We start from the raw sequence: 19,523 nt of genomic DNA on the forward strand, positions 1-19,523 counted from the left end.
AAAAAATTATATATATTTAGCTGCCCTAACCTTCCCAATAAAATACAATATTTATTAAAAATAAAAAATTTTTAATAAATTCAATTTTATTATATAATATAAACAATGTTTTAAAAATTATATTTAGGATTTATTAATATGAACAAAATAGAAAACTATTTTTTACAGCAAAATAAAATAAAATTTTCAAATGTTGTATGCAGTCAGCATAATAAAAAAATAGTATTAAGAAATCCAAAAAAAGCACAGCAGGCAGTAAAAAAAGAAGAAAAAGATATTAAAGATGAAGGCATAGAATTAATGAAAGAAATAAAAAATGAAGATTTAAAAAAGATATATAGCGAAGTAGAAAAATGCATGAAATGTGAGGCATTATGCAATAGCAGATTAAATGTGGTATTCGGACGAGGTGATGAAGAGCCTGATATAGTATTTGTAGGAGAGGCACCGGGGGCAGACGAGGATAAACAAGGACTTCCATTCGTAGGAAGAGGGGGAAAACTTCTTGATAAATGGATTGAAAGACTTAATATAAATAAAGAAAAATATTATATAATGAATGCACTGAAATGCCGTCCGCCTGAAAACCGAGATCCTTTGCCTGAAGAAAAGGCAAACTGCAGAGATTTTTTTGTAACTCAATTAAAAATACTTAATCCTAAAATAATATGTGCATTAGGCCGTCATGGATTCGGTAATTTAATAGATTTTGATTTAAAAACTCCTTTCGGAAAAGCTAGAAATAAAGTACATTACTACAATAATAATGGAAAAGATGTGCCTGTTATAGCAACTTATCACCCTGCTTATATATTAAGAAATCAAAAAGAGGAAGATAAAGTTATAGCAGATTTGGAGTTTATGCTCAGCGAATTAGAAAAAATAAAAAGTAATTAATATAAATTTCATCATAAAATACTATTTATAATCTTTATATAAGCTTGAATGTTGACATAAAAACGATAAATATTATAATATTAAAAATTACATATATCTATTATCTATTATCTATTATTGTATTAATTATGAAAAAAACTATTTTATTTATAATGATATTAATAAATTCTTTTACCATTGTATTTGCTTATCAATATGAATCAAATACAAACGAAACAGAACCTAATTATGGAGAAATATTTTTTAAAAAACTATTTGAAGAAGCAGTGGAAAAGGGTTTAGAAATGGCAATAGATAAGGGACTTGAAATTATAAATAATAGAATAGAAATAGAAAGACTTAATTCATATATTAAAGATAAAAAAGAAAAAGAGGCGTATCAATTACTAACAAAGTTAATTTATGAAAAAAAATAAATGATAAATACATACCGTTCTATTATATAGAACTTTCATATATATCTAGCAATATATATGATGCTATAAAATATATAGAAATAGTAATCACTTCATATCCGAATTCTGAATATTTTAACGATGCCTATTATTTAAGATATTTTTACAGAGGTTTTATAAATTATGAAGAAAAAGAATACGATTCTGCTATTGAAAATTTAAAAAATGCTGCAAATCTGAAACCAAATAGTGAATATAGCTGGTATTGGTTAGGAAGAGCATATTATAGTGATGAGGATTATAATAAAGCTACAGAAAGTCTTAATAAGGCGGTTAATTTAAATCCTAACGATGAATATAACTGGTATTGGTTAGGATTGTCATATTTATATAATAAAGATTATAATAAAGCTATAGAAAGTCTTAATAAGGCGGTTAATTTAAATCCTAACGATGAATATAACTGGTATTGGTTAGGAGGAGCATATTATAACAATAAAGATTATAATAAAGCTATAGAAAGTTTTAATAAGGCAGTTAATTTAAATCCTAATGAGGAAAGTTACTGGTATTGGTTGGGAAGAGCATATTTAGAAAATAAGTATTATAATGAAGCTATAGAAAGTCTTAATAAGGCGGTTAATTTAAATCCTAACGATGAATATAACTGGTATTGGTTAGGATTGTCATATTTATATAATAAAGATTATAATAAAGCTATAGAAAGTTTTAATAAGGCGGTTAATTTAAATCCAAATAAAGAAAATTACTGGTATTGGTTAGGAATGGCATATCTATACAATCAAAATTATAATAAAGTTGTAGAGAGTCTTAATAAGGCGGTTAATTTAAATCCTAATAATGAAAGTTATTGGTATTGGTTAGGAAATGCATATTTAGAAAATAAAGAATATAATAAAGCTGTAGAAAGTCTTAATAAGGCGATTAATTTAAATCCAAATAAAGAAAGTTATTGGTATGAATTAGGAAGTGCATATTTAGAAAATAAAGAATATAATAAAGCCATAGAGAGCTTAAAAAAAGCTGTAGAATTAAATTCTCAAATTAGTACATATTACAGAGTTTTAGGAGATGCATATAGAATTATTAATGATAAAGTAAATGCCAGAGAAGCTTATATGAAATCATTGGAATTAAAACCTGATGATAGTAAAGCAGAAGAAGGACTTGAATTGCTTAATAAATAATTGTTTAATTAAAATAAACATAAACAACCATAGTTTGTTAAAAATGTATAATGTATTTTTAAATATGTAGCAAAACAGCCCGCATATGGTTAGAACCCATATACTTAATAAACTCTGATACGCTTTATTAAATACGAAATGTTTGTATATAATTCAGGTATTATTATATATTATATTAAATGTAAAACAAAAAATAATACATAAAAAATTATAAATAAATATATTACAATTTTATTAAAAGTAAGTTTATTATGGAATAAAACAAAAAAAATTTTAGCAAAAACATATAATAATTTCATATTGTTATAAGATGTATATAGTATAAACTTATTGTAAATTACTTTATTGAATAAGTTTTAAATTAAATAAAAATGAAGCATTTTATAATAAAATAGGAGTTTGCTATTGAAGAAATATTTTATTTTAATGTTAATAACATGCAAATGTCTTATGCCTAATTCATTTGATAATATAATAGATGCGGCAGATTATGAAACTTATGAAGCTTATGAAAATATAGAATATTCCAATATTCCAAAAAAGCCCACTATATTTGATTATATAAATCATCAAAATCAATTATCTGATATTATAGAAAGAATAAATAAATATTTGGATAATAATGGAGATATTAATGCTGTAAATAAAAACGGCAACACTTTACTTATGGAAGCAGTATCTATAGGATACTATGATTTAGCTGATTATCTAGTAGATAAAAATGCTGATATATCTATAACAAATGCTAATGGAGAAAATGCTTTAATACTTTCTTCACATTATCCATATATAATGAATCTACTTATAAATAATAATGCTGATATAAATATTGCTGACAATAACGGTAAGACAGCACTTCATTATGCCTGCGAGTATGGTGATTTATATTCAGTAAAGCTTCTAATAAAAAACGGTGCTGATATTAATAAAAGAGATATATTAGGAAAAACTATTCTTATGTATGCTGTTGAAAATGAACATCTTTTATTAATAAAGTATTTAGTAGAGGATTTAAAAGTTGATATTAATGAAAAAGATGATTGGGGTCAGAATGCCATGTTTTATGCTACAAAAATAGATACGGCAAGATATCTCATTTATAATGACATGAATTACACTGATGTTAACTCAATAGGATTAAAGCCTTATGAAGTTATGAAATACAATGGCTATATAAATGTATCAAACTATCTGCAAAAGTTAGAAAAAAGAAGATAACTTATAAAAAATACCTTTAAGTATTTTTTTTATAAACCGAGAATATTTACAGTATATTGGAGTTTATATGAATATCAAGGTTATTTTACTATTTATTACTATAAATATGCTTCTTTTCCCTCAATATCTATCTTTAACTAATAATAATATATTAGTTAATATAGGAGAAGGAAGAGTTGATTATACTACATATACTATATATGCAGATGCAACAGCCGATTTTGTTACAGATACCCGTCTACACCCTGAAGCATTATTAATATTACAGCAGCAGGCTGAAGAAGAAACTATGAAAACACTATACGATACATTGGGAAATATTCCTATAGACAGTGAAGATAATATATACAGCATAATAGAAGAAAATAGATTTTTAAAAGAAAAAGTAGTAAATTCCATAAATAATGCAAGATTAGTAGGTATATCATATCCTACAAGAACAAGTGTTAAAGTGCTTATGGCATTGGATATCATAACAAATAATCTTATGTCAGATTTAATAAATAATATAAATATGTACAAACCAGAACCTATAGTAACATATTTTGATGCCGGTACAGATTATGACAGTCTTGTTATAGATGCAAGAAATATAGGTTTCGTCCCTTCATTATTTCCTACAGTATACGATGAAGATGGTAATGAAATATATAGTTTAGCATATATAAATAAATCTATAGCATCTACAAATGGATATATTACATATTCAACAAATTCTTTTCTTACAAATCAAAATATTACAAATACACTAGGAAAAAAACCTTATAATATTGTAGCTTGGAGAGCTAGAGGCAGACTTTCAAGTGATTTAGTTATAGGTAATGAAGATGCAAGTATCATTATGAGCAGCCCTAATCTAAAAAATGCAATAAAAAATTGTAAAGTTGTATTTATAATAAACTAATTTATTACACTTTTATTATTCATTTTTTTTGAAAACATGATATAGTATCTATTATATTTTGGGGATTATTTCTTATGAGTATTATAGAAAATTACATAGATGATATTTTTAAAAATCATCCGTATAAAGATGATATAAAAAAATATGTCAATAATGAAAATGATAGTATAAACTTTAATACCGAAGAAATAAAATTGGACATTTCTAATAATCACAGAATATATTCAAATTTATTGGATCTATATATCAATGATAAGCAAAACGATAGTTTAATCAGATTATTCAAAATTATATCCACACAAAAAATAGAAAATATATATATTTTTGAAATACTTGTCATCAATATGATATCCGGTATGAATATAAAAGAAGCATTTCTTAAATGCATATCTATGAAAAAAATTAATTATTGGAACAGAGATTATAAAAAATATTCATATAGTATAAATCCTATATCAAATGAAATAATGAATGCTAAAATTAATATACTTATATACTATTATTATGCTTTAAAATATTTCCCAAAAGAAACAGAGCAATACATAGAAAATATATGCTCATCAAATATAGATGACATCATAAAAGAATATGAAGATGATATATTAATAGCTTTGATGGCTTTAACTATAAAGATATATTTAGGTGATTATAGTAAAATACCTATTATATTAGAATATTCAAAAAAAGTAAATTATTTAGATTCTATACTTTCTCTTTTTATTATATTGAATATAGATAATAGTATATCAAAGAGATTTATAGAGTTAATAGAAAATAATATGCTTAATGAAAATAATGATTTATTTATAAATTTGGCATATATGATTAAATTGTTTTTTTTAACAAGAAAGAATTTCAGTGAAAAATTTGCAAATAAAAGTTTTGATGAATTCATACATGATCTTTCAGATTTTAATATACCGCAATACTTTATATTTCTTATAAAATATTTAGACACAAATTTATCAATAAATTCAAGTAAAGTATTTGAAGCAATAAAAACTCTATACAGCAAAGATAAAGAATCATTTTATAAACTATATAACATATTAAAAAAAGTTGAAATACCATATATTATAGAAATAAAAGCAGTATTAAACTGTGTACTTTTGAATGCCAAAGATGATAAGGCGGATATTTCTGTACTTGACAATAATATAGATTATTTTATAGAAAACATAAAAAAAGAATTAGAAAAAATATACGATATAAAATCTGATAATATATTTGAATTATTAGAAAATAAAGCTATAAACAAATATGATTTATCTGTTAATATAAGCAAAGAATTAATCTTTACAACAAAAATAATAGTTCTTATGTATGACTATAATGAAAAGGCGAGAAAAGTTGTTCGTGCTTTATTAAAATCATTACCATATAATTTAGCTATACCTTTAATGATTAAAGACAGAAAAGAATTCTATAATATTAAATTAAAAGAGATATTAGATTACTTACAGGGATATGATTTAGACTTAAAAGACTTAATAATAACATATCTATACACCTACCCTATTTATATTTTCAGCACAAAATATATATTAAAGCTGGTTACTAAAAATGCTGATTATACAGTAGAAATGTTTCATGATAAAACATTTTTAAAAGCAGCCTCATATAAAAGTTATGCTCTAATAGATTTTTTAGAACTTCTATATAAAAAAGATAAAGCAGGTTTCACAAATTATTCTGCTATTTGCTATGTACTGCATTTAAAAAATAAAGAAATTATCAAATGTGCTTTAAGTTTAATAGAAAAAGATGAATACAATTCAAGAGCCTATATTGAAAGCAGTATACATGCCTATAGAAAAGATATTCAGTTTGAATTAAAAAAAATAATAAAAAAATGGAATTGCAATAGAAAAGGATTTAAATTCAAAACTCTTGAAGATATAAATCAATATATAGATGATTATTATGATGATGATTATGAGAATTTAATAGATTTTGTAGATGAGAATTTAATATCCGATGTACTTCTTAGAAGCGATAAAAGTATAAAAATACCTGTAAAAGTTATGAAATATATATTGCTTGAATATATGCTTCTTGATGAGCCTTATAGAATAAAAGATATAGATAGAATGATAGATTTATTTGATATGGATTCTGTAAGAAGTACATTTGAAAAAATATATAAATATTGGTCTGATAACGGATGCGATGAAAATAAAAAAAATATTATAATACCATACTGTATTTATGCAGACTATAATCAAATAGCAAGTTTATACGACAGAATAGAATATTGGCATGATAATTTCAAATCATCTTTAGCTGCATATATAATACCTGCAATAGCTATGAACGGCGAAAAGTTTGCATTAATGATAATAAATAATATCATATACATGTCTAAAAATAAGGTATTAAGAAATGCTGCCATATCATCTTTTGAAAAGGCATCTGAGTGTTTGAATATACCTATTGATAATTTATTCGATAAAGTTATACCTAATTTAGGTTTCAATGTGGAAAGAAATAAAGTAATAAGTTACGGTAAGCAAAAATTTACGCTTCAGCTATTAAGTGATTCTTATTTAGAAATAATAGATAATGAAAATCATAAAATAATAAAAGAACTTCCAGAACCTATGGAAGGAGATGACAAAACAAATGTAGAAGAGGCAAAAAAAGATTTAGCTAATATAAGGAATTCACTTGAAGCTATTATAACATATCAAAAAGAAAAATTAAAAAAAGTAATGTTTAATGCTAGAAAATGGGATTATGAAACTTTTTTTGAAGTATTTGTAGAAAATCCTGTAATGCAATATTTCACTCTTGCATTTGTATGGGGTGTTTACGATGAAGACGGAAATTTGATAGACTGCTTCAGATATATGGAAGATGGTTCTTTAATTTCTATAGATGAAGACTTATATGAACTTCCTCAGCAAATTAAATGCTATATAACTTTATATCATCCTATTGATTCAGATGAAGATACTTACAAAACTTGGCATTATCAATTAGAATTATATGAGATAGAGCAGCCTGTAGAACAGATTAAAATAAAAAGATATATATTAGAAGAAAGTGATGTAGAAAATAATTCTATAATCTCTTTTAAAGGTCAAAAACTATCATTAGAATATATGGACAAATTATCTAAGGAATTAAATATAAAAATAGAATATTATAATGAATATGTATCTTACTATATGGCAGATAATGTTCTCAAAATAATATGCGAAATAGACTGCAGTATATATGATGAAGATGTATTGATTGACAGTATCAAATTTTATGAATTAGAAAAATATAATAAATTTGGTAAGATAATTTCTCCTTTTGATATAGAAAGAAGATTTATTAGCACAATGATTTATTATTTATCTTTAGGTTTTTATGATTAATAATTCTCTATCAGCAAATACTTATATAAAAACAAGAACTGCAATCAAAAATGATTTAAGACTTAATTATCAAACTAGAGTATGGCTTGATGTTATATCGCTGCCTGCAATAGAGCTTAAAGAAAAGATAGAAAAAGCAATGGAAGAAAATCCATTTTTAGAGTATGACTTTAATGATAATTATTCAAAATCTTCATCAAGAGCATCAGAAAATGATATTAATTCTATAATAGAAAATACGGTAGAAAATTCAAAAGAAAGCCTATTTTCTCATTTAAAAAGTCAAATAGATATTACTTTTAACGATAAAAAAGAAATAGAGCTTGCAGAACAAATATGCAGTTTTATAAATGAAGACGGATATTTAACTATTGAAAGCGGAGAGATTTCCAATATATTAAATGCCGACATAAAACAAATAGAAAAAATAATTTCCATAATAAAAACATTTGATCCTTACGGTGTTGGGGCAAAAAATATCAATGAATGTCTTTCTATACAATTAAAAATGAAGCAGAAGGAAGCTGATGATAAATCTATATATGATACTGCAATAAAGATTGTAGAAAATTATTTAGATGAGTTATCAAAAAAGAATTATGAAAAAATAGCTTTGAATTTAAATATAGATGTTAATACAGTATTAAAGGCTTTAAAATTAATACAGACATTAGAGCCCTACCCTGCCAGAGAATATGATACATCGGCTGTTAAATATATAGTGCCGGAATTATTTATATTTAAAGAAAATGAGCGTTGGATTGTAAAAACAGACGAAACTTTTATACCCCACTTGAAAATTAGTAAAAAATATATTAAACTATTAGATAGAGAAGAAAGTAAAGATAGCATAAACTTTTTAAAAGAAAAAAAGAAAGAAGCTGAAAGCCTTATAAATGCCTCTAATGATAGGAAAAAAACTTTATTAAAAATAGGCGAAGCTTTGCTTAAATTTCAGATAAATTTCTTTGAGTATGGAAAAGAGTTTATGAAGCCATTAACTTTAAAAGATATGTCTTTGGAGGTGAGTTTAAGCGAATCCACCATAAGCAGAATAGCTAATGGCAAGTATCTTAACACTGTTTGGGGTACATTTTCTATAAAATATTTTTTCTCTAGAGCTGTAGGCGGCGGGCTTGGTTCTAGGGGCGTTAAAGAAATTATAAAAAGAATTATAGAAAACTCTCAGGCAAAATTAAGTGATGAAAAAGTCAGACTGATACTCAAAAGTGAAGGTATTGACATTTCAAGAAGAACCGTAGCTAAATATAGAAAAAGTATGAATATTTTTTCATCAAGAAACAGATAAAACAAAAGGAGACTTTATGCATCAAAATATTATTGGAAAGAATGTTAGAATTACTAAAAATGTTAGAGAACATATAGCGAATAAGATGCAAAATATCAAAATACATGCAGACAGAATAATAGATGCCAATATTATTTGCGACTATATGCATGGTGAATATACTGTACAGGGAACTATAGCTTTTGGTAAAAAAGTATTTCATGATAAAGAAAAAGAAAAAGATTTGTATGTAGCAATAGATACTATGTTTCAAAAGATAGAAAGAGAAATAAGAAAATCTAAAGAAAGAAATATAGACAAAAGTCAAAGAGCTGTTGTAGATAAATCGGTTCAGACAGAAGAAGATGACAACTCTTATTCTATCAATTCTGTTGGAATATACGAAAAGCCTTTAGATGAGTTGGATGCTGTATTGCACTTTAATAGCGATAAAAAACCTTATATGGCTTATTTACCTATTAAACAAGGAGAAGATTTATTCAGTATAAAAATAGGAAAATTTCCTGTGTTCTTATTTAAAGGCAACGATGATAAAGTGCTTGAAATATATAACAATAATGAAGAATATTGGAATATAGATGAAGTTAGTGTAACTCCTGATAATCACATAGATGCAAGCAAAAGTGAAAATTATTTGATAAAAGAATATAATGTAAGTGAAGCTGTAAATTATCTTACAGAAAACACTGATAAAAAATTTGTTGTTTATATCAGCAGCATAACAGAACAGGCAGAGGCTTTGTATAAAGAATCTGATAATTCATTTGTTCTAATAAGAATATTTGATATTTAATTTATAATTACCATTTTGGAGGGAATAATAATGAGTTTAATAGATTATATCAATAAAGATTCTATAATGATAGATGTTCAGGAAACGGATAAAGAGCGTCTTCTCTCTAAAATGGTTGAGCGACTAGATGAATGCAAATTACTTATCAATAAGAATGATGCTGAACATGCTATTATGGCTAGAGAACAATTAATGAGTACAGGTGTAGGAAACGGTATAGCGATACCACATGCCAAAACTGATGCTGTAGAAAATATTGTACTTAGTGTAGCAACTATAAAAAATGGAATCAATTATAAATCTGTAGATAAGAAAAAAGTATTTGCAGTTTTTATGCTTCTAGCCCCAAAAACTTCAGCTAGTGAAAATTTAAAAGTGCTTACAGCAATAGCTAAAATACTAAGAGATAATCCTCATTTCTTGGAAAAACTTATCAATGTTGAAAAACCTGAAGAGATTATGGAACTTATCGCTAAAGAGGAAATGAAAATATAATGCCTAAAATAACAGTATCTAAATTCCTTGAACTTAATGAATCTAAAAACAATGCTCTGAAAATAAGACGCTTAACAGGTCTTATAGGAATGGAAAATGAAATATTAGGCTATGATATAAACAGGCCAGGTATGGCATTATTTAAATATTTCAAAGATTTTGCATACCAAAGAATACAAATACTAGGAAAAGGCGAAGCTAATTATATTCTAACTTTAGATGAAGAAAATAAAATAGATGTATTTGAAGAAATGCTTAGTTATCAAATACCTATATGCATATTCACTTACAATATAAATCCGCCTGAATCATTTTTGGAAATAGCTAAAAAAAATAATATCTGCGTAATAATAAGCGAATTAAAAACATCTGATATGATTAGAGGAATAGAAGCCCTAATAGAGGAAGAATTCCTTGAATCTTTCACTATACATGGAGGATTAGTAGAGGTCTTTGGTGTTGGAGTTTTAATTTTAGGTAAAAGTGGCGTAGGAAAAAGCGAAGCTACTTTAGAGCTTATATCAAAAGGACATAGGCTTATATCTGATGATATAGTTGAATTTAAAAAATTGAAAGACGGCAGAATAATAGGAAGAAAGAATGAATACATAAAGCATAATATGGAAGTTAGAGGAATCGGTGTAGTTGATATAAGCAGGCTTTCAGGTATGAGTGCCATTAGAGATAAAAAAAGGCTTGATTTAATTATAGAACTTGAACATTGGAAAGATGATGAACAATATGACAGAATGGGATTATTTGACAAAACTTATAATATATTAAATACCGAAGTCCCTTATCAAAAAATACCTGTTCGTTCCGGAAGAAATGTATGCATACTGATAGAAACCGCTGCTAAAAATTATAGATTAAAACAGATGGGATATAACAGTGCTAAAGAATTAGACAAAGCATTAATAGCCCAAATAGAAAAGAAAAAAGCAGATACCGTAAATAATTATTGATTATTATTTTCATCTTCTATTTTTAAATAAAGTATATCATTATTATCACCGCTTACAGATGTAAATCCATTTATTATAGCTGTTTCTATAAATCTATTAGGAGATGAATATTCTGCTTCCTCAGCACTAAGCACCTTAACCTCTTTTTCTAAACGCTCTATTTCATTATCTAGTTTTGATAATTCTGCAAGTATTTCATTAGCTTTAACATTTCTTGCAAATGTAAAAATACTCATTACTATTACGAATAATATTATAACTATAAAAAGAGATCCTATAGAATATGTTTTCTTTTCTTTTTTATCTATATTTTGCTTCTTTTCATTCATATATTTATCTCCAAAATTATACCTTTTGAGCTATTCTCATCTTAGCACTTCTGCTTGCAGGATTAGATTTTATCTCTTCATTTGTCGGAAGTTTAACTTTATTATTTAGAAGTTTAAATATACCGTCTTTATTCTTAGTCTTCTCATTTTCTTTAAAAAATCTTTTTATTATTCTATCTTCTAAAGAATGATAACTCATAACTACAACCACACCATTTTTTTTGAGTATAGAAGGTATATTCAATATTGATTTTTCAAGTATATTAAGCTCATCATTAACTTCTATTCTTATAGCCTGAAAAACTAAAGTTGCCGGATGAATTTTTCCGTATCTTTGTGATTTATCTGTATTATGAAATATGATATTTTCTAATTCTCTTGAAGTTTCTATTTTTCTTCTATTTCTCTCCCGTACTATAATATTCGCCATTTTCTTAGCATTACTAATTTCTCCGTAATCTCTAAATATTCTCTCCAATTCTTCTTCACTATATCCGTTTATAATATCATAAGCACTTTTATCATTGAGTCCTAGCCTCATATCAAGTCTTACATTATCTTTAAAAGAAAAACCTCTCTCAGCTTTCTTAAAATGAAATAAAGACACCCCTAAATCATAAAGCATAAAATCAACATTACCAATTATACTATCATCTAACTCTTCCATCATCTTATCATAAGTATTATTATAATAATGAAACTTATCATAATTTTTAAGTCTTTTTTTAGCTATTTCAAGAATGGCTGAATCCCTTTCAAAACTATGAACTTCAAGATTCAAATCAAGCATTGCCTTAGTATGTCCGCCCTCACCTAATGTGGCATCAACGGCTATTTCGGCATTATCTGGTATGAAGCTAAGCACTTCTTTAAGCATAACAGGTGTATGCACTATATCTAGTTCAATATTATTATCCATTATAAACATTATCGGAACAATTAGTATTAAAATAATTTTAATAAAAAAACAAGTATAATTTTTTATATTGCTTTTTTTACAGATTTTATTATCATATATAAATTAATATCTATTAATAAAGGAGTTTTGTATGGGAAAATTGGGAAGAGCTTTATGGTTAATTTTTGGTATTCTATTGATAATATCAGGTATAGCGACATTATTTAATCCAATAGAAACTGTTTTAATATTGGCTTATACAATAGGATTTTTAACAATATTCTCTGGAATAAGTGCTATATTCTATTTCTTTAGTTTAAAGCATAAATCAGGTTCAAGTTTAATTCTTCTAGATGGTATAATATCAGCAATATGCGGTATTATAATTATTTCTAATTTACAAATAAGCGGTGCATTTATACCTTATATGGTTGCTTTCTTTGTAATAGTAAGAGGGGTTGTTGCTATATCTTCTTCTATTGAGCTTAAAAATTTAGGATATAATCAATGGGGACTTTCAATATTAAGCGGAATACTTACTTTGATTGCCGGAATTATTTTAACTTTAAATCCTTTACTTGGTGCTGTTTATGTTAGTTTTATAATCGGATTATCTTTAATATTATATGGTATAATAACATTGCAATTATGGTTTGCTTTCGGTAAATTCTTTAAAATATAAAATTATACAGGTCAATATGTATTGATTTTATTTACTAATATTGTTAAAATGAATTCAATTATTAATTTGGGAGAAATTTATGTTTGAAAAGAATTTGAACAGCACTATATGCTTTTGTAAAAATATAAAATATAAAGAAGTAATCGATGCAATTAAAGAAAATAATTATACAACATTAGAAGAGGTTATGCATCATACAAAGGCGGGCATTACCTGTTGGAGCTGCCGAGGAGATATAAAAGATTTATTAGAAGAATATAAAAAAACAGGAAATATACAAAGTGTAGAAGACAAATAATAAAATAGGAGATATATAAATTGCTGAATAATGATTTTATATGTAAATGTAAAGAGCTTTCTATTGAAGAGATAAAGTATTTAGAAAAAGAACATAACATAAAAACATTAAAAGAACTTGTAAAACATACTAAAGCGGGAACAGAATGCGGAGGATGCCGAAATAAACTAAAAGAAATGTTTAAGTTCAATTTAAAGTAATTATGTAACATAAAAAAGGAGGGTATCAAAAAATACACTCCTTTTTTATCATCATTAATTCATTAATTATTTAATAATATCATAAATAGCCTTTGCATTAAGACCATATTTATTAATAAGCTCTTCAACTGTTCCTGATTCTCCGAAAACATCTTTCATACCAACTCTTATAAGTTTAGCAGGATATTCATCTGTCAAAACTTCGGATATAGCAGAACCAAGTCCTCCTATTATAGAATGCTCTTCAGCACTAATAAGTTTCTTATGCTTTTTAGCCATTTCTACAATAATTTCTCTGTCTATTGGTTTTATAGTATGAATATCTACAACTGTCACAGATATTCCGTCTTTCTCAGCCATTTGAGCAGCTTCTAGAGCTTCAGGAACCAATATTCCGCAGGCAAATATACATACATCTTTACCTTCTCTAAGTACATTAGCTTTTCCTATTTTAAATGGAGTATCCTGATTTGTTATTATACCAGTAGCAGGTCTTGCCATTCTTAAATAGCATGGACCATCATATTCAGCAGCAGCAAATACAGCTTTTTCTGCTTCAACTGCATCGCAAGGTACAATTACTGTCATATTTGGTATAGAACGCATTAAAGATATATCTTCAATACTTTGATGACTAGCACCATCTTCGCCTACAGATATACCAGCATGAGTAACGGCCACTTTAACATTTAATTTAGGATAGCAAATAGAATTTCTAATAATTTCAAAAGCTCTTCCCGCACCGAACATAGCAAAAGTAGAAGCAAAAGGTATTTTACCTTCAATGGCAAATCCTGCAGCTGCTCCCATCATATTTTGTTCAGCTATTCCCATATTAAAAAATCTATCAGGGAAAGCAGATTTAAAAAGTTTAGTCATAGTAGATCCGGATAAATCTGCATCTAAAACTACAACATTTTTATTTATTTCACCTAGACGCTTTAAAGCCTCTCCATAAGCATTTCTTATTGCCTTTTTTTCCATAGTAATTATTCCTTAAATTTTATACTTAAACAAAAATTTTCATTAATCAAGTTTATTTAACTCTTCCATAGCCTTTTCATATTCTTCTTTATTAGGAGCTTTTCCATGCCATCCTACAGCATTTTCCATAAAAGAAACTCCCTTACCCTTAACTGTTTTGGCAATCACACATTTAGGCTTTCCTGATACTTTTTTATTAAACACTTCCTCAAGTTCTTTTTCATTATGTCCGTCAACAACATAAGTTTCAAAACCAAATGCTTTCATTTTAGCTTCTAAATCACCCAAACTCATAACATCATCATTTTTACCATCTATCTGCAATCCATTATTGTCTATTATAAGAGTATAATTATCCAATTTATAATTAGCAGCAGCCATAGCAGATTCCCAAAAAGTACCTTCCTGAGCTTCTCCGTCTCCGGCTACAACAAACACTCTGGCATCTTTTTTATCTAGTTTATAGCCTAAAGCAGCACCTAAAGCTATACAAACACCCTGACCCAAAGAACCTGTAGAAGCCTCAATACAATCTAAATTCTTTTTAGAAGGATGTCCCTGAAGTCTTGATCCTAATTTCCTGTAAGTTAAAAGCTCATCGGTTGGAAAAAAACCTCTATGTGCCAATACAGAATAAAGTACAGCAGAAGCATGTCCTTTAGACATAATAAATATATCCCTACCGTCCATTTTTGGATTCTTAGGATCTATATTCATAATCTTAAAATATAGTGTATGCATTATTTCTACCAATGATAAAGAACCGCCTATATGTCCTGAATTGGCATTATAAACCATACTTACTATATCTTTTCTTATCTGAGTATTTAAAGAAGACATAATAATAATTCCTTATTTAATATTATTTTTCTTAATGATACAATGCAAAAATATTATTGTCAAATAATAGACTTGTTTAGAAAGTACTTGACAATATTAATTATAAAAATTATTTAATTTAAAATTATAAATATAATGTTTTACATGTTGCATAATTTATGCATTTTAGTATATAAACATGCAGTCTTTCGCTGTAGGCGGGCTTTGCCTGCCGACACCTGCCGACACCTGCCGACACCAAAGGCGGACTTCGTCGGCACGCTTCGCGAGGCGGACTTCGTCGGTACGCAGAGCGTGGCACGACTGTGTACTTCGTAGCAAAGCCCCAACTATAATTTAAAAATATTAAATTAAAAATTTATAAATTTAGTTTTGAAACAAGTCTAATATACTTTTTTATTAATTATTCATTATTAAACATATTATTTATATACTCTATATCTTTTTTACTGACACTTCTAATACTTATATTACTGTTAAAATCTTTCTTTTTATATTTCATTTCTTTTATATAATAACTTTTAAGAAGCCTATTATTCTCTATAAATATAGTTTTTAGTTTTTTATCCACACTCTTTATATAATGTTCAATACTTAAAGCTATATTAACACTATCCGTTTTCCAAGCTGATAAATATTTTAATGGCTTACGAAATTTTGTATAATTAGCACCCCTACCCTTTGAATGCTTATTGAATCTATTTACAAGATTATTAGTAATGCCTGTATAGTATGAATTATTTTCACAAAGTATTATATAAACATAATAGCTTTTATCATATTCCATTTCTTATATCACTTATTATAGTATCAACATCTATATATATGTCATTATTATATTTTTCAAAAATCTTACATACATTGTTATAATCTTCTATAGTGTCAACTGTAGTTCTAAGCTCCGGCATAGCAAATTCTTCTTTAACTTTAGGATTTTCTATTTTAAATTTATCCGGATTTCTGTAATGATACTGTGTAATATGTTCATGTTCAAATTTGTCTTTAGAATCATCATCAGCTATTTTTAATGCCTCATAATTTATAACTTCCACACCGCTGCCGTAAGGAAGTAAATCATAATGACTCAAATCAGCATTCTTTTCTATATGATAATCTATAATCATATCCAATGCTTTAATGCTAACCAAAGGATTATCACCTGTAGCACGAACAACTATATCAGCATTAAACTCTTCAGCAGCTTTTCTATATCTGTTAAGCACATCTTCTTCGCTTCCTATAAAATAACTGCATTTCAATTTATCAAATATATTTTTAAAAGCCTCATAAGATTTTTCTTCAGTAGCAACAACCACATCATCAGCTCTTTTAGAACTTCTTAATCTTTTAATAATAAGCTCAAGCATACTATCGCAATTAGCAATAGGTTTTAATGCTTTTTTAGGAAGTCTTGTAGAACCCAATCTTGAAGCTAGTATAATAACTATTTTTTTCATATTTTTCACAAACTCTTAACCAAATCATTAATCTTTATAATCTGAGCCCATAACTCTTCAACCTTACTCAAATCAAATATAGTGCCTGAATCTGAAGGACTTTTATCAGGATTAGGATGCACCTCCATAAATACGGCATCTATTCCCAAAGCAACAGCAGATTTCAATATAGCAGGTATAAACTCCCTAGCACCTCCTGACTGTCCATTATTAGCAGAAGGCATTTGAAGAGAATGGGTAGCATCATACATAACAGGAGCATAATTTTTCATTATCTCTAAGTTCTTCATATCAACTATCAAATTACCATACCCAAACATAGTGCCTCTTTCACATAAAAATAATCTGTTTTCATTGATAGCATCAGTACATTTATCAGCTATATATTTACAGTCATAACCGCTTATAAATTGTCCTTTTTTAACATTAACTGCTTTTCCTGTTTCGCATGCTGCTCTAAGCATATCAGTTTGCCTGCATAAAAAAGCTGGTATCTGTAAAAAATCAACATACTTAGCAGCTTCTTCAGCATCAGTAGGTACATGTATATCTGTTAAAGTGAGAAAATTAAACTCTTTAGCTACATTCTGAAGTATTTGAAGTCCCTCTTTCATTCCAAGACCTCTGAAAGATGAAAGAGATGTTCTGTTTGCCTTATCGAAACTTCCTTTAAAAACTAATTGTATATTTAATTTATCTTTTATTTCTTTTAATTTTTTTGCTATAGTCATTGTCATTTCTTCGCTTTCTATCACACAAGGACCGGCAACAAATATTAAATCTTTATTTTTATTAGTAATACCTTTATAATCAAAAATCATATTATATCCTTTTAAAATACAAAAATTATGTTTATATGATACTATATTAAAACTTAAAGTCAATCTGATTATTAATGATTATATGATGCATTCGCTACAGTATTTCTTAATATTACAGCTAGTTGTATATAGAATATTATAACAATATATGAATAAGTCTTAGTAATTTTTATTATACAATTATATATAAAATTTTAAATCCTTATCTCACCTGTTAAAAGCATTTGCATAATACCTTTCTTCTGCTCCTTTCTCAACTCTAACTGCTTTTTAAGATTCTCAATTTCATCATCTATAACTGAAAGAAAACCTGAAATTTTTTCCTGTTCTTTAATACTTATACATGGTACTTTTAAAGTAATTATATCCTTAGCATATATATGAGGCTGTGCTCCTCCCGTCTGCATATAATATATTAATTCTTGTATATAACTTAAATAATAAAATAAAAATTTGATATTATATTTTTTATTTTCAGTATATAAAACATTGCAGTCAGAAGCCCAGATTTTATCATTATGAAGCCAAACATAACCAGAATAAGCTCCTGATGCACTGATAGTTATGCAAGGAAAATCATGTGTATACTCGCTATGATAATATGCTGGAATTTTACCTCCTGCTATAACAGGAATATCTCCGGATAATATTTTATTTTTATTTATATTTTTTCCTTTTTCTATAAAAATAATATTTTTTTCAACTAAATCAGATATTTTTATTTCTTTCCACTCGTCAGTAAATCCGTTAAATCTAACTTTGCCACTTAACACTCTCTGCATCACGCCTTTCTTATACTGATCTTTTTTCTCTATTAAGTTATTAAAATTCTCTATCACATCATCACATAAAGACAAAATTTCTGATATTCTTTTTTGCTCTTCCAAAGGAGGTATAACACAATTATATTCTCTTATTAATTTTAAAGATACATTTTTTATAGTTGTACCTGTAGAATAGCTATGTATATAATTTTGAAATTTTGTACCGTCTAATAAATATTTAAAAAATTTTCTATCATTATTTGAATTTATATTCAAATAACATACGCTTTTTCCTAATACTACTTTTTCATCATTATATAATGCTGTACTTCCTATTGTACCATTAATAGATAAAAATATTGTAGTATCATTTAATATTTTTTTATATTTATTATATTCAGCTTCATCTACTTTTTTTGAATCATTTTTTAAAACTATTTTTCCATTAATTAAATTATTTCCATTTATGAAATAATATTCACCATCATCATTATATTTTGGTGTTCCATGCAATCCGTCCCCTATTATAGAACATATATTACTCAATTTGCATTCCTTCCAGCCTATCGGTAATTGTAATTTGTTACTGCTCATAATAAAAAACCTCGACAACTATAAAAAGTATAAACAATATGATAATTTATTCAAGTGATAAAAAATAATAAACTTGTTTCAAAATGTCATGAAGCTGTATATATTGT

At 26.6% G+C, this 19,523-nt stretch carries 21 protein-coding genes; 13 read left to right on the forward strand and 8 right to left on the reverse strand.

What is annotated here, in order from left to right; genetic code table 11:
* Window positions 1-138 precede the first annotated feature (138 nt).
* The 10 genes from A966_RS12185 (at window position 139) to hprK (ending at window position 11,549) form a co-directional block, all read left to right on the forward strand.
* The gene (locus A966_RS12185; protein WP_008726064.1) at window positions 139-897 is read left to right on the forward strand and encodes a uracil-DNA glycosylase; all 759 of its coding nucleotides are present in this window, start codon (window positions 139-141) and stop codon (window positions 895-897) included.
* A 128-nt stretch (window positions 898-1,025) separates the two neighbouring features.
* The gene (locus A966_RS12190) at window positions 1,026-1,313 is read left to right on the forward strand and encodes a hypothetical protein (RefSeq protein WP_008726066.1); all 288 of its coding nucleotides are present in this window, start codon (window positions 1,026-1,028) and stop codon (window positions 1,311-1,313) included.
* Between the two features lie 155 nt (window positions 1,314-1,468).
* Window positions 1,469-2,500, forward strand: coding sequence for a tetratricopeptide repeat protein (locus tag A966_RS12195; protein ID WP_256093388.1), 1,032 nt, complete (start codon window positions 1,469-1,471; stop codon window positions 2,498-2,500).
* Between the two features lie 450 nt (window positions 2,501-2,950).
* A complete protein-coding gene (locus A966_RS12200; RefSeq protein WP_039955778.1) occupies window positions 2,951-3,718 on the forward strand; it encodes an ankyrin repeat domain-containing protein in 768 nt (255 codons plus the stop codon).
* 67 nt (window positions 3,719-3,785) lie between these two features.
* A complete protein-coding gene (locus A966_RS12205; RefSeq protein WP_008726072.1) occupies window positions 3,786-4,622 on the forward strand; it encodes a hypothetical protein in 837 nt (278 codons plus the stop codon).
* A 74-nt stretch (window positions 4,623-4,696) separates the two neighbouring features.
* Window positions 4,697-7,987, forward strand: coding sequence for a DUF4132 domain-containing protein (locus tag A966_RS12210; protein WP_008726075.1), 3,291 nt, complete (start codon window positions 4,697-4,699; stop codon window positions 7,985-7,987).
* Window positions 7,980-9,296, forward strand: coding sequence for an RNA polymerase factor sigma-54 (rpoN, locus tag A966_RS12215; protein ID WP_008726077.1), 1,317 nt, complete (start codon window positions 7,980-7,982; stop codon window positions 9,294-9,296). The genes A966_RS12210 and rpoN overlap by 8 nt, the downstream gene beginning before the upstream one ends.
* 16 nt (window positions 9,297-9,312) lie before the next feature.
* Window positions 9,313-10,089 carry a ribosome hibernation-promoting factor, HPF/YfiA family gene (gene hpf, locus A966_RS12220; RefSeq protein WP_008726079.1) on the forward strand — a complete coding sequence of 259 codons (777 nt, stop codon included), beginning with the start codon at window positions 9,313-9,315 and terminating at the stop codon, window positions 10,087-10,089.
* Window positions 10,090-10,119: 30 nt separating this feature from the next.
* Window positions 10,120-10,584: a PTS sugar transporter subunit IIA gene (locus tag A966_RS12225; protein WP_008726082.1), complete on the forward strand. Its 465-nt coding sequence runs from the start codon at window positions 10,120-10,122 to the stop codon at window positions 10,582-10,584.
* Complete coding sequence (gene hprK, locus A966_RS12230; protein WP_008726085.1) at window positions 10,584-11,549, forward strand: HPr(Ser) kinase/phosphatase; 966 nt, start codon at window positions 10,584-10,586, stop codon at window positions 11,547-11,549. Before A966_RS12225 ends, hprK begins: the two co-directional genes overlap by 1 nt.
* Here the strand turns inward: hprK and A966_RS12235 are convergent.
* Window positions 11,543-11,878, reverse strand: a complete 336-nt coding sequence (locus A966_RS12235) for a septum formation initiator (RefSeq protein ID WP_008726088.1) — start codon at window positions 11,876-11,878, stop codon at window positions 11,543-11,545. The genes hprK and A966_RS12235 overlap by 7 nt on opposite strands.
* Window positions 11,879-11,894: 16 nt before the next feature.
* Window positions 11,895-12,797, reverse strand: a complete 903-nt coding sequence (rsmH, locus tag A966_RS12240) for a 16S rRNA (cytosine(1402)-N(4))-methyltransferase RsmH (RefSeq protein WP_008726091.1) — start codon at window positions 12,795-12,797, stop codon at window positions 11,895-11,897.
* Window positions 12,798-12,927: 130 nt separating this feature from the next.
* Here rsmH and A966_RS12245 point away from each other — a divergent pair, with 130 nt between their 5' ends.
* From A966_RS12245 to A966_RS12255, 3 genes are all read left to right on the forward strand, one after another.
* The gene (locus tag A966_RS12245) at window positions 12,928-13,458 is read left to right on the forward strand and encodes an HdeD family acid-resistance protein (protein WP_008726093.1); all 531 of its coding nucleotides are present in this window, start codon (window positions 12,928-12,930) and stop codon (window positions 13,456-13,458) included.
* Window positions 13,459-13,537: 79 nt separating this feature from the next.
* A complete protein-coding gene (locus A966_RS12250; protein WP_008726095.1) occupies window positions 13,538-13,756 on the forward strand; it encodes a (2Fe-2S)-binding protein in 219 nt (72 codons plus the stop codon).
* A 20-nt stretch (window positions 13,757-13,776) separates the two neighbouring features.
* Entirely contained in the window at window positions 13,777-13,956 is a 180-nt protein-coding gene (locus A966_RS12255) for a (2Fe-2S)-binding protein (RefSeq protein ID WP_008726097.1), read from the forward strand.
* Between the two features lie 66 nt (window positions 13,957-14,022).
* On the opposite strand, the gene A966_RS12260 is transcribed toward A966_RS12255, so the two are convergent.
* From A966_RS12260 to A966_RS13310, 6 genes are all read right to left on the reverse strand, one after another.
* Window positions 14,023-14,940, reverse strand: coding sequence for a transketolase family protein (locus A966_RS12260; RefSeq protein WP_008726100.1), 918 nt, complete (start codon window positions 14,938-14,940; stop codon window positions 14,023-14,025).
* Window positions 14,941-14,982: 42 nt separating this feature from the next.
* Window positions 14,983-15,780 (reverse strand): transketolase, encoded by a 798-nt coding sequence (locus tag A966_RS12265; RefSeq protein ID WP_008726102.1) that lies wholly within the window; start codon window positions 15,778-15,780, stop codon window positions 14,983-14,985.
* Window positions 15,781-16,183: 403 nt separating this feature from the next.
* Window positions 16,184-16,567, reverse strand: coding sequence for a GIY-YIG nuclease family protein (locus A966_RS12270; protein WP_008726104.1), 384 nt, complete (start codon window positions 16,565-16,567; stop codon window positions 16,184-16,186).
* Window positions 16,557-17,237 carry a cytidylyltransferase domain-containing protein gene (locus A966_RS12275; protein WP_008726106.1) on the reverse strand — a complete coding sequence of 227 codons (681 nt, stop codon included), beginning with the start codon at window positions 17,235-17,237 and terminating at the stop codon, window positions 16,557-16,559. The genes A966_RS12270 and A966_RS12275 overlap by 11 nt, the downstream gene beginning before the upstream one ends.
* Before the next feature lie 5 nt (window positions 17,238-17,242).
* The gene (gene kdsA, locus A966_RS12280) at window positions 17,243-18,058 is read right to left on the reverse strand and encodes a 3-deoxy-8-phosphooctulonate synthase (protein WP_008726109.1); all 816 of its coding nucleotides are present in this window, start codon (window positions 18,056-18,058) and stop codon (window positions 17,243-17,245) included.
* A gap of 194 nt (window positions 18,059-18,252) precedes the next feature.
* Window positions 18,253-19,416, reverse strand: a complete 1,164-nt coding sequence (locus A966_RS13310) for a restriction endonuclease subunit S (RefSeq protein WP_008726111.1) — start codon at window positions 19,414-19,416, stop codon at window positions 18,253-18,255.
* Between the last annotated feature and the right edge of the window lie 107 nt (window positions 19,417-19,523).

The sequence above is a fragment of the Brachyspira hampsonii 30446 genome (genome assembly GCF_000316195.1).
Lineage (GTDB): Bacteria > Spirochaetota > Brachyspiria > Brachyspirales > Brachyspiraceae > Brachyspira > Brachyspira hampsonii_C.